The organism is Pleurocapsa sp. PCC 7327 (genome assembly GCF_000317025.1).
GTDB lineage: Bacteria > Cyanobacteriota > Cyanobacteriia > Cyanobacteriales > Microcystaceae > Hydrococcus.
Genome location: NC_019689.1, coordinates 73,828 through 85,912, shown reverse-complemented (window position 1 = coordinate 85,912; position 12,085 = coordinate 73,828). Strand labels below are relative to the sequence as shown.

Below are 12,085 nucleotides of genomic sequence, written 5' to 3'. Positions count from 1 at the left end.
TTTAACTTTCAGTTGTAGCTGTAGTAGAGGGCGCTTCTGTTTCTATAGCCGAAAAAAACCGCTTGGCAATCCAAGCCGTCAAAATGTGAGATAATAGCCCTACAGGACCAGCAAACAGGCAAAGAATTAGAGAGTGAAGCGTCCAAACGCCAGTTCGCTGTCCTTCCCAATAAATCCACCTGCCGACAAATAAATCCATTACTAAAAAATGAGTCCAGCCCGTTGCCATGACTGTTTCATCTGAAAAGGCCTTAGCGAGATCGGCTAACTGAGGGCTGGCAAGGGCTTGTGCCGATTCGGGCGTAATAGCCCCAACAAAAAAATAAATATAAAGCACAGCAAGCGCTACAAATGGAAGAAAGGACTCCATCACTTTTTTGGTGACTCCCCAGTTAGGCAGGAGAATCATCAATGCCCAGAAAGGCAAAACGAAAAGATTGGAAACATTAAACAGTTGAGTAATCGTCATCGCTACTATCTAGAAGTCTGCATTCTACTCCACCCAACTAGAGTAGCACCTTCGGCTAGATCGACGCACAATCGCCTTGTTTGGCTCCATTTGTTAAATTATGTATTGCCTATGATGCCTAAATTCTTAAAAACGGGCACGATCGATTAAGGTAGCTATCTGAAATTTAAGTGTAATTCTTGATACTGGGCAATTCGAGAGAATCGAGCTAGTCTAGTGCATAGTGGCTCGCCAGCGAGGATAGCGTCTATTAATTTTCAAAAGGGTACATCATTTTCACGCTCGAGAATCTTAAAAAAGTCTTAAGGTTTTATAATGAGGAGTGTTATTAGGAGGAATAGAGGTGTTTATACGACTAGCACAACAGCACCGCCAATTTGTTCGGGACTTGGTAATGAATCTCCAAGCATTGGCGATCGTTCTTGAAAACCGAGGCTATTTGGCTTCTTGCTATACTTGCGGCAGCCAAATGAATAGCGCTTCATTTATGGTTAGCCTGGGAGAGAATCATTTAATTCGCTTTTTGGTGTCCGATTATGGGATCACTTGGACAGAAATGCGCGACGATCGCGAATTGATGAAACTAGAAGGCGCAGAAGCGATCGCTCAATTACAGGATCTCGCCGATCTAGTAAAGTATCAGATCGAACCTTCACAGTCACAGGATCGGGATAATCACGCAATTCACAGCAAGTAAAGTCGAGCTAATAGTGATTATTGTTGTTCTCTAGAGACGAATTTCTATCGTTTTACTCACGCAGGGAAGACTATATGCGATCGGGATGCTCGCACTACTATAACTACTATGTATACAATTCCAATATTAACGGAATTGATATAACTCGCTTTCTGCTGCTTTCATTGCCACTGCGATCGCGCTTTCAACAGCAGCTCCTTTACTCTCTAGAACGATACTTTCTTTTTCTATCCGTTGAGCGACTACCGCACAGATACAGCCAGCAGAAAAGCCATAGACTCCTGCCATTTTGAACAACGTTCCTGCTTCCATTTCATAATTCAAAATATTTAAGTTTCGATATTCTTGAGTAATTCCTTGCAGCCAACGTTGCAGATGGGGATTAGCAGAAGATTCATAACGCTCTTGACCTTCATAAAAAGTATCCACAGAAGCAGTAATGCCTAGATGATAATCGACTTTCAATGCTTGCGCCGATCGCGCCAAAGCGACGGTCAAAAAGGGATCGGCGGCGGCAGGATACTCTAGAGGGGCAATGTCGTTGGCAGCACCCTGTCGGCATAAAGCGGCTTGGGAGATAACGAGACTGCCTATTGGCACGTGTGGCTGAATCGAACCGCATGTGCCAACGTGAATAATTTCGGTAATACCAACCTGAATCAATTCGTTGACGACAATACTAAGAGAAGGCGCGCCCATGCCGCTAGTCGCAGCTAAAATAGGTTGACCGTTAGATAGATAACCCAAGTAGCTATTGAGTCCTCGATAGTCTGATAATAAACGAAAATCGCGTAAGTAGTTTTGGGCAATGTAGCGCGATCGCTCCGGTTCCCCGGATAAAAATGCTAGCTTGGGTGGATTGTCGCCTAAATCTTCTGTCCCAAAACCGATGTGATAAAGTTTCATTTTCTAACTATAAATTAAATTGCTAGTAATGACCCAGAACAACAGGAAAAGAGCATTAAGTATAATGACCTGATTGCTAATGCGGTCATCTTCCAGAATGTGGTGGATTTGACCGAGGTTTTGCAGCAGCTTCAAAGTGAGGGGTATCTTCTGGAGCGTGAGGATGTGGCCTGTTTGAGTCCTTATTTAACCACTCACATTAAACGATTCGGGGATTATGTGATTGATATGGAAGCGATTTCCCAATCCTTGGATGAACGGATACTCTTACTTTGAAGGGCGATTGTTACAAATCTTTACATTGTATTCAAATTTGCACGTATCTCCTCTTTACCCCTAATACAGATTTAATTAGATGCTGACTAATTTTGCGAACTGATAATTGCGAATTGGTAGAAGATGTTTCGCTGTGCTATCGCGACGCTCAACATGCTGTTAGCTCACTTCATATCTTTTTCCGCAAGCGAGGATTAAAGATCTCGCTCAACCCCTCGCCTAACAAAGACAATCCCGTTACCATTAAAGTCAAGGCAAGACCGGGAAACAAAGTCGTCCACCAAATTCCGATCGAGAGATCTGGCATCGCTTCTTTTAAATCGTGTCCCCATTCCGGGACTTCTTGTGGCAGTCCCAATCCCAAAAATCCCAATCCTCCTAAAATCAAAATCGCATCTGCTGCATTGAGGGTAAATAGGACGGGAACGCTTTGAATGACATTGAAAAATAGATAGCGGGAGAGAACCCTAGTAGGAGTTGCCCCCATCGCTTGTGCAGCTTCGACGAACAATTCTGTTTTAACGCTGGTCGTATGGTTGCGAACGACGCGATAGTATTGGGGGATATAGGAAATGCTAACTGCGATCGCGACGTTCAAAATTCCCCGCCCCAATACGAAAGCTAGAGTCACCGACAGCAACAATCCCGGCAGCGTATAAATAGTATCCATTAAAAATAGCAGAATTTTATCGACTCTACCGCCGAGATAACCGCTAATTAACCCCAAGGGAACGCCGATGATTAGGGAGAGAGTGGTAGCGAGAAGAACGACCTCTAACGCTGCTTGAGAACCATAGAGGGTACGTGCAAACACGTCGTAGCCGCGAACGTTCGTGCCGAACCAATGGCGGCTTTCTGGGGGTTCGAGAGGGTTATTGCTTAACAAATCGGTAGGATCTGGGATGAGTCCCCAAGCGGTTAGTAGCGGGCAGAAAATTGCTAGCAGGATGAAAACAACCGTAATAATTAGTCCAAAGAGCATCAATTGCGATGAGATGCTAGGACGCACTAATAGGTTCAACCACGAAGGCAAGGAGAGTTTTGAAAAAGTCATTCGTTTCCAGCTAAGGGGGATTTTGCTAGGAAAATCATATCAGCAGCTTTCTGAAGTTTTACCGCTCAGTCAAGTTTTTTAAGGTTGTAAATTCTGACTGTTACGGAGCAGCGTTTCTGTTATTGTTGCTAGCTGCTGCAATTGTTCTTGCAGATCCCCAGCCTGTTTTTTAGAGGTTAGCTTTCGTTTTAGGGCTTCCTTGGCTAAATCTTCTCGATTTAGCTTGAGGGCTTCTACCGCTACTCGATTCCAGTCATCTACTTCTTGAAGGGCTGCTTTATAGCGAGGTTGTATATCGTCCCAGACCACTTTTATATCCCTCAAAGCTTCATTTAAGATCTGTTGGGCATTTTTAGGATCTGAACCTCGCAGAGCTTGTTTGAGAGGTTCGTATAATTGAGAGGTATTGAGTTGAGTTACGATTGGCACAAACTCTCTAATTTGTTTGCTATCGCTAATGCCAGTTTTACACCAAGTTGCAAAATGCTCGCAATTATTGAATAGTAAATTGTATTTTCGCTCGCCCAATCGACTTTGGGCGCGATCGACGACGACATCCGCAATAAAACAAAATCCTGTTGGATATTCTCTGACGTAAATTTGATTTCCTCTGGTAAAAGTTTCTATTGAGGTTCTTTCGATGGTTTCGCTGGGTTTGCGATAATGAATGACACTCCCATCACCGCAGTCGATCCCGTGATGTTCGTAAACGCCTTGCAGGTTAATTAATTCCCTGTAGACGTAAATTTGATCCCCGCGTGACATATTGAATAATTTTTTGGCAACACAACCCATCCTATAGACTAAACTGAAACGCGATCGCCTTGATGGGTTTTGGCAAAACTACCCCTTTCTAACATTTTATGTTGAGAAAAGATCTCGTCGAGCAGAGCAGCAACATCGATGATTTTAACAAGGCGCTCGCTTTCCCAGGCACAGTAGCCGTAGCAATAACTAGGAAGCACGAGTGCGGGATCGAAAGGCTTGACAACAAGTTCTGACTTGGTAATTAGATGGTCGATCGCTGACTCTAAGGCAATAATTTGCTGACTTTGTTTGATGACCAGCGTTAGCGTTATCTCACCAGAAGAAGTTCCTCCACCCTGGCTGGGATTTAGTTCTGGCAAAGGACAGTTGCTTAGCAGTTCGGACAGTTGATAAATTGGAGCAATTTGCTTGCGCCATTGCAAAAACCGCCGCTTCTCAAATTGAATCATTTGTATAACTTTGGGCAGCAAATTTTCTTCAATCCTGTTGCAGGGCAAGGTAAAGATAGCATCTCCTACTAACCAAACAAATAGTTGGGAAGTCTTGAGCGTCCACTCTGAAGAGACAGGTGGATTCATCTTCGCTAAAGCTTTTAGCTCTAATTCAGTTGGAGCTTGGGTTTTTTCCGGTAGTAGAAGATTGTCCGATGTCTGCTTAGACAATTGTACTGTTGCTGACACAGGCTCCTTGTCTTGATGATTTTTATCCCACTGTGATATCAATGTTAGAGATTGCTCTAAAATTTCTGTAGGCAGATTATTGTGCGAGAGTAGATCTCTAACGCTACAAAAGCAGACTAAGGCTAGCTGACCGATAGTGCGAGCTATGTTAGGGCTGGCTTGCAGAACAGATAGAGTAGTTTGAGCGATCGCGACTAACTCAGAGAGTCCCAACATCTCCCCAAGAGCCAAAATGGCTTCTATATGTCTCCTAAGTTTTAGGACATCCGTCTCTGGTGCGGATAGGAATTTTTCTAATCGTTCGAGAGACTGACTTAGTTCTATATATAAAATTGACTCATGAATATCCATATTCGGTTTGTCGGCATTCGATGGCTCGTCTTTGTTGCTAGTCTCAGGGCTTTCTGCTGATGGGTTCGTGTCGAAGCAAGCGAGTAACGTTGTCCGGAGATTGGTTTTGGCTTGCTCGAGTTCCCGTGTTAGTTCGGGGTTAATTTCAACGGATTCTTGCTCGAGAGATCCTAAGAGAGATTGCAGATGATAAATTGAGATTTGAACCTCAATTAAGTCAAGTTGAGAAGCTCCGTCTTGGAGGGTTTCGAGAAAATTTATTGCTTGATTCAAGCCATCGTGTTTAGCTAAATTAGGGTCGTCTAGCAACGCTTGCAAGATCTCTTCAACCTGCTGTAGGAGTTCTAGAGCTTCTTCTCGAAAAAGTTGGTAGGCTTGCTCTCTTAATTCGGGATTGATAACCATAGCCTGCTTGTTATTAGGTACGAAAGAAAGTTTTTGCAACCGTTTAAAGCTTTTGAGTCAATGCTGCCAGCTTGTTAAAGGATTCGGTTACAGCTATGGATTGCTCTAAAATCTGGTTGGCAAGGTTAGCAACTTCCTGAACCGATTGACTAGCGGAGGTCGAAGTTTGAACTCCTTTAGTCGCAGCTTGGGCGATTTTGTCTGCCAGAGCATTCGTTTTGTCATTGACAGTCATCACCCAATCAAGCTTTTGCCGAGTTTCTTCGATCGGTTCAGTTCCGCCAAACAACCGTTGCTTCCCTTCCTCCATCCCAAAAGCCAGTTCTTTGATTTCTAGTTCGATCGCACTAAAGAGCGGTTCTATGTTTGCTGTCGCCTCGACTAATTTCTGCGTTAGAGATAGCACGCTCTCAGCCAGTTCGCCAACAGAGTCTTGCCCAACATATCCGGTTCGACCTGCCATAATTGTTACATTCATCGATTGTTGGGTCATTTGCTTTGCTAATTCCTTAATTGTGCGTACTGCCTCAAAGAGCTTTTGGGAAGACTGACTCAGACGCATGACTTTCACCGAGGCATCTTTAAATGCGTCCCCGATAGCAGAAATACTATCTAACGACTGGTTGAGGGTTTCTCGAACGGCTTGTACTGTCAAATTAGCCTGCTGTTCTTGCAGTTTTATTTGTTGAGCGCTGAAAACAACTCCTCTGGCGAAATCGACAACCCCTTGAATTTTATGAAGGATATTAATAATGGCTTCCGACTGGCGAAGGGCTTCAGTCGAAAGCTTCTGGCAATCTGTTTGGCTGAGCATTTCTGAGATTTCCTGCTTGTGCAGTTCTATTTGTTTATGTTGCTCTTTTGAGCTATGCTCCGCTGCCTGAGAAGATTGCTTGACTTGTCGTAGGAGGGTGGCATTATCGAGAGCAAAGCCGACTTGAGTGGCAATTTGCGCTACCCATCTGATTTCATACTGCTTCCACTCGCGCGGACTCGAACACTGATGCGCTACCAATAAGCCAAATAACTTGCCTTCGTTGAGAATTGGCATAACTAAATTTGCCTTGACTGCCAGCTTTTCTAGCTGCTCGATATAGCATTGGGTCATTCCCGCTTCGCGGATATTGTTGAGTGCCCGGACGCGACCATTTTTATATTTGTCTAGATAGCGAGCTTCAAAACAGGGGTCTTCTATCGTCCGCCCCAAAGCTTTGGGATAGCCTGGGAGAACTGATTCGGCAACTACCACGCCATAGGAGTCTCGATTGAGGCTGTAGACGACGACGCGATCGCAGTTGAGGACTCTTCTGACTTCTTCAGTGCTGACTTCGAGAATATGTTTCTGATTGAGCGAGGAGCGGATATGTTGGATGGCATCGGTAAAATATTGCGTCAATTCAACCTCAATCTGTACTTGTTTTTGCAGTTGTTCGCGATCGCTCATGAGCTTGGCGTACTCAAGCACAAAGCCCACTTGTGCAGCTAGCCGAGTCAAAAACTCAATTTCTTCTGGCTGCCATATCCTCGCTCCAGAACACTGATGTGCTACCAACAATCCAAATACTTTGCCTTCATATAAAATCGGCGCAACTAAATTGGCTTTGACTGCCAGCTTTTCTAGCTGCTCGATATAACATTGGGTCATCCCCGCTTCGTAGATGTTGTTTAATGCCTTGACGCGACCATTGCGATACTTTTCTAGGTATCTGACTTCAAAACACGGGTCGTTGATGGTTATCCCCAAAGCTCTCATCCAGCCTGGAGCCACCGATTCGGCTACTACTACTCCATAGGAATCTCGATCGAGACCGTACACGAGAACGCGATCGCAGTTGAGGATTCTTCGAGCTTCTTCAACGGTCGCTTCGAGAATTTCTTCGCGATCGCTCGATTGACGCAGATGCTGAAGGCATTCCTGTAACACCTGCATCCATTGGGTTTCGCTATCGGATCGCTTTTGCAAATCGCTAGAGTTGTTTAGGAGTTTGGCATTGTCGAGAGCAAAGCCGACTTGGGTGGCAATTTGCGCTGCCCATCTGATTTCGTACTGTTTCCAATCGCGCACCTCCGAACACTGATGCGCCACCAGTAACCCAAATAACTTGCCTTCGTTGAGAATCGGCGCGACCAAATTTGCCTTGACTTCCAATTTCTCTAGTTGCTCGATGTAGCACGGAGTCATTCCCGACTCGTAGATATTGTTTAATGCCTTGACGCGACCATTTTTGTACTTTTCGAGGTACTTGGCTTCAAAACACGGGTCTTTGATGGTTATTCCCAAAGATTTTGTCCAGCCTGGAGCCACCGATTCGGCTATTACCACTCCATAGGAGTCTTGGTTTAAACCGTAGACGACGACGCGATCGCAATTGAGGACTCTTCTAACTTCTCTGACACTCGCTTTGAGAATATCTTCTTCATTAGGAGATTGACGAATATACTGGATTGCGTCGGTAAAGTATTGCGTCCACTGCGTTTCCGTCTCGGCTTGTTGTTGCAGGCGATCGCGTTCGGCTAATAATTTGGCATTGTCGAGAGCAAAACCGACTTGCATGGCAACTTGTGCCATCCATGCAATCTCGTGCTGCTTCCACTCGCGCGAACTCGAACACTGATGCGCGACTAATAAGCCGAATATTTTACCTCGATCGAGAATCGGCGCGACCAAATTTGCCTTGACTTCCAATTTCTCTAGTTGCTCGATGTAGCACGGAGTCATTCCCGACTCGTAGATATTGTTTAATGCCTTGACGCGACCATTTTTGTACTTTTCGAGGTACTTGGCTTCAAAACACGGGTCTTTGATGGTTATTCCCAAAGATTTCGTCCAGCCTGGAGCCACCGATTCGGCTATTACCACTCCATAGGAGTCTTGGTTTAAACCGTAGACGACGACGCGATCGCAATTGAGAACTCTTCTAACTTCTCTGACGCTGGCTTTGAGGATGTCTTCTTCGTTACGAGATTGATAGAGTTGCTGGCTAATATCTGCCAATAAATTCGTCCACTGAGTTTCTGTTTCTGTTTGTTGTTGCAAGCGAGCAGTCTCCTCTTTATTTTGAGCGCGATCGAGTAAAAACCCAGCTTGTTTGGCTAGCTGGGTTAAAAAGGCAATTTCCACTTGTTGCCAAATCCTCGTCCCAGAACATTGATGCGCTACTAACAAGCCAAATAACCTGCCGCGATCGAGAATTGGCGCAACTAAATTGGCTTTGACTTCCAGCTTCTCTAACTGTTCGAGGTAGCATGAAGTCATTCCAGCTTTGTAAATATTGTCGATCGCCCTAACGCGACCGTTTTTGTACTCTTCTAGATATCTGGATTCAAAACAGGGGTCTTCAATCGTTCTTCCTAGCGCTTTTGACCAGCTTGGGGCGACGGATTCGGCGACTACTACCCCATAGGAGTCTCGGTCTAAACTATAAACGACGACGCGATCGCAATCGAATACTTTTCGCGCTTCTTCTACGATGACTTTTAAAATGTCTTCTTCTTTAGAAGCTTGATGCAGTCGCCTAATCGCTTCTTCAAATAACTGTCTTGTTTCTACTTGGGATTGCGAGTTGGTTTTAGCCAAGTTCTCTATGGGGGGGTTATTGCCATGAGAGGTCTGACTAAAGTGGTTTTGCCCATCGCTAGGCTCAGGAGGAGGAGTCTGAGTCATCGATAAATTTTCTCAACTGTTAAATGATAAAGTTTCTATCTAAAGAGAGATTGACAAACAGTAAGTTTCCAAAATTTAAAGGTTGTAATCTACAAAGGAAAATGCACGGTAAATAAATTCCGTAAAAACCCGTAAGTGTTTACACTTAACTATAAATAATACCAACACACCATAGCAATAAAGTCAGTAATCTATTTAGCAATTATTTATCATTGTCATAAATGAGCAAAGAAAAACATAAACGAGTGATTTCGCCGACTGTAATGGGAATTAGTATCGCAATTGCGATTTCTCTAATCTGGTCGCTAGGATTAATCGGCAAAGGACTTTGGCAGTTAGTCCAAGAGTCAAACGCGCAGTCCGCGCAATCTGAAGTCAGAATTCCTAACAGTTTTGCTCAAGTAAAAAATGTGGCTACTGGAGTTTTTAATTACGGCGGCAGCACGGAATGGGCACCGCTTCGGCTGTTGGTAGATTCAGCCATTCAAGCAGAACGACCTGAATTGCAGTTGCGCTACATACAACCCAAACATGAGCCTCCCGGTTCTCGAACGGGAATCCGAATGTTACTAGAGGGTCAACTGACCTTTGCTCAGTCTTCCCATCCTTTGCGCGAAGAGGAATACGAGCTAGCTAGACAACGAGGTTTTAATCTCAAACAAATTCCTGTTGCTGTTGATAGTGTCGTTGTAGCCGTTCATCGAGACTTGGATATTTCTGGGTTAACCCTCGACCAATTGCGATCGATCTACAACGGTCAAATAGTTAATTGGCAGCAGATTGGCGGACCTGACCTACAAATTGTGCCCTATTCTCGTCCAGCGAGTGTCGGCGGTACAGTTGAGTGGTTTGAGGAAAAAATTTTAAAAGGTCAAGCGTTTGACTCGAATGTTGGGTTCGTCTCGACAACAACAGAAGCGCTGCGCCAGCTAGCAGACAACCCAGGTGGGATTTACTATGATTCTGCTGCCGTAGTTTTGCCTCAATGTACGATTAAGACATTACCACTAGGTCAAAAACCAGGCGAATTGATTTCTCCTTACCAAAAGCCTTTCATCTCTTCAACTAAATGTCCCAATCGACGCAATGAGATAAATATCGAGGCTTTTCAAACCGCACAATATCCGCTTACGCATTACCTATACGTAATAATCAAGCAGAACGGTGGCATTGAAGAGCGAGTAGGAGAAGCTTATGCGAATTTTCTCCTCACGCCCCAGGGTCAGAAACTGATTGCTAGAGCTGGATTTATTCCGATTCGTTGAGTTTGATGAGTTTTAAATAGAGCGATCGATATCACAAGCCAGCAGAAGAAAATAGATGATAATTGGCATTGGAGAGGTAAAAGATAAAATTTTTAAGACTAATGAATACCAAGGAAGAAATCTTAGCTATCTTGTTAATGCGCTTCAAGATTCAGCCATCAAATAGTCTCCCAATGGTGCAAAGCTGGTTTAGAAAAAATCAGCAAGAAAATTGGGAGACTCTAAAAAAAATGTTAAAGCATAATCAAATCACCCTTTCTGAAGGAGAACTAAAAAAAGTCTCTCAGTCAACCTACAAAATTTTATGTATTGATGATAGCCCGATCGTTCTTCGAGAAATTAATCGTTTGTTAGAAGGATATGATGGCTCAGTTTTTCTATAGCAATCCTAAAATAAATGAGAGAAAGCGTCATAATGATTTAAGTTAGGCATCGTAAATAAATGGGAATCAATAAATAACTCAAATAATCGTTTTGCGATCGAAAAGGATTTACAGAAACGATGAAATCTTTTCAAGAAATTTTTGACTTGTGACCAAATATTTTCAATTGGATTCTCAGACGGCGCATAAGGGGCAAATAGTTGACAATGAATCTGCCTTGCATTGTCTTGACAATGATGATTAACCTCAGCCAAGTAATCCTGAAATTCTTGACCACGATGATAACTCGCTCCATCCCAAATCAGGATTAAACGGCTATTGGGTCTTTGAGATTGAAGATATTTTACAAAGTTTAAGGTCTGTGTTCCATCAGCAGTTTTGGTTTTTTGAATCAATAATTGTTGAGAAAACAAATCCACTGCACCATAATAGGTTTGACGGTCACGATAATTGAGAACATCGACAGTTCTTCTTTCTTTGCAGTTTCCCCACCCATAACCGCAAATATCTCCACTCATAAGATGACATTCATCAATGACAAATGCTGCAATTTCTCCAGACTTAATGGCTGATTGATTTTCTTTTAAGAGAGAATGGATATCTTGATTGACTGCTTTGACTTGTTCTAAGTCTTGCTTTGTTTTTTTTTACTCCTTTATGCCAGCTAATTCCAGCATCATTAAACAATTGATAGTAACTCTGTAACGAACTATAGCTTACTTGATACTGTTTTTGGAGATATTCGATTAATTCTTCCCAGTTCCATTCTCCTTTGTGCTGTAACCATTGAATTACTTCTTGTTTTTCAAGAGAAGAAAGATAATTTTCTTCTCTTATATCAAATAGGACTGCTATAATTAACAATCCAATAAATGCTTTGAGAGAAATGATTCGCATTGAACCCGATCTAATTATGATGGACGTAAACATGCCAGGAATAAATAGATGGCTACCAACTCTGTCGTTTGATTAGAAATCATTCTTTACTCAAGACAAAGCCAGTCGTAATGATGACGGGAAATACAGGACTTATCGATCGCGCTAAAGCCAGAATGGCTGGAGCAACTGACTATCTAACAAAACCTTTCTCTCGCTCAGAGTTTCTTGAGATACTAAATAAGTATGTCAATAGTAATTTCACTAACCTCACGAGGGGTTGACGCTCAA

The 12,085-nt window shown here is 43.3% G+C and carries 11 protein-coding genes and 1 pseudogene; 4 read left to right on the top strand and 8 right to left on the bottom strand.

What is annotated here, in order from left to right:
- Position 1 precedes the first annotated feature (1 nt).
- Positions 2 to 469 carry an ABA4-like family protein gene (locus PLE7327_RS00360; protein ID WP_015141869.1) on the bottom strand — a complete coding sequence of 156 codons (468 nt, stop codon included), beginning with the start codon at positions 467 to 469 and terminating at the stop codon, positions 2 to 4.
- A gap of 343 nt (positions 470 to 812) precedes the next feature.
- Between PLE7327_RS00360 and PLE7327_RS00355 the strand changes: the two genes are divergently transcribed.
- Positions 813 to 1,166, top strand: a complete 354-nt coding sequence (locus PLE7327_RS00355) for a DUF1815 family protein (protein ID WP_015141868.1) — start codon at positions 813 to 815, stop codon at positions 1,164 to 1,166.
- Between the two features lie 126 nt (positions 1,167 to 1,292).
- Here the strand turns inward: PLE7327_RS00355 and PLE7327_RS00350 are convergent, their stop codons facing one another.
- Positions 1,293 to 2,072: a nucleoside phosphorylase gene (locus tag PLE7327_RS00350; RefSeq protein WP_015141867.1), complete on the bottom strand. Its 780-nt coding sequence runs from the start codon at positions 2,070 to 2,072 to the stop codon at positions 1,293 to 1,295.
- Between the two features lie 18 nt (positions 2,073 to 2,090).
- Here PLE7327_RS00350 and PLE7327_RS22985 point away from each other — a divergent pair.
- Positions 2,091 to 2,348, top strand: a pseudogene (locus PLE7327_RS22985) (Tn3 family transposase); the annotation flags it as partial.
- A gap of 169 nt (positions 2,349 to 2,517) precedes the next feature.
- Here the strand turns inward: PLE7327_RS22985 and PLE7327_RS00345 are convergent.
- From PLE7327_RS00345 to PLE7327_RS00330, 4 genes are all read right to left on the bottom strand, one after another.
- Positions 2,518 to 3,402 carry an ABC transporter permease gene (locus PLE7327_RS00345; RefSeq protein WP_015141866.1) on the bottom strand — a complete coding sequence of 295 codons (885 nt, stop codon included), beginning with the start codon at positions 3,400 to 3,402 and terminating at the stop codon, positions 2,518 to 2,520.
- A gap of 78 nt (positions 3,403 to 3,480) precedes the next feature.
- Complete coding sequence (locus PLE7327_RS00340; RefSeq protein ID WP_041392531.1) at positions 3,481 to 4,167, bottom strand: lecithin retinol acyltransferase family protein; 687 nt, start codon at positions 4,165 to 4,167, stop codon at positions 3,481 to 3,483.
- A 38-nt stretch (positions 4,168 to 4,205) separates the two neighbouring features.
- Complete coding sequence (locus PLE7327_RS00335; protein ID WP_015141864.1) at positions 4,206 to 5,606, bottom strand: chemotaxis protein CheW; 1,401 nt, start codon at positions 5,604 to 5,606, stop codon at positions 4,206 to 4,208.
- Positions 5,607 to 5,649: 43 nt separating this feature from the next.
- Positions 5,650 to 9,270, bottom strand: coding sequence for a GAF domain-containing protein (locus PLE7327_RS00330; RefSeq protein WP_015141863.1), 3,621 nt, complete (start codon positions 9,268 to 9,270; stop codon positions 5,650 to 5,652).
- Between the two features lie 221 nt (positions 9,271 to 9,491).
- Between PLE7327_RS00330 and PLE7327_RS00325 the strand changes: the two genes are divergently transcribed.
- Positions 9,492 to 10,535: a PstS family phosphate ABC transporter substrate-binding protein gene (locus PLE7327_RS00325; RefSeq protein WP_015141862.1), complete on the top strand. Its 1,044-nt coding sequence runs from the start codon at positions 9,492 to 9,494 to the stop codon at positions 10,533 to 10,535.
- 388 nt (positions 10,536 to 10,923) lie between these two features.
- On the opposite strand, the gene PLE7327_RS00315 is transcribed toward PLE7327_RS00325, so the two are convergent.
- Together PLE7327_RS00315 and PLE7327_RS22475 are read right to left on the bottom strand one after the other, a co-directional pair.
- Positions 10,924 to 11,454: a transposase gene (locus tag PLE7327_RS00315; protein ID WP_256377746.1), complete on the bottom strand. Its 531-nt coding sequence runs from the start codon at positions 11,452 to 11,454 to the stop codon at positions 10,924 to 10,926.
- 25 nt (positions 11,455 to 11,479) lie between these two features.
- Positions 11,480 to 11,815: a winged helix-turn-helix domain-containing protein gene (locus tag PLE7327_RS22475; protein ID WP_051036362.1), complete on the bottom strand. Its 336-nt coding sequence runs from the start codon at positions 11,813 to 11,815 to the stop codon at positions 11,480 to 11,482.
- Between the two features lie 68 nt (positions 11,816 to 11,883).
- Between PLE7327_RS22475 and PLE7327_RS22980 the strand changes: the two genes are divergently transcribed.
- Entirely contained in the window at positions 11,884 to 12,078 is a 195-nt protein-coding gene (locus tag PLE7327_RS22980) for a response regulator (protein WP_071880583.1), read from the top strand.
- Positions 12,079 to 12,085 lie beyond the last annotated feature (7 nt).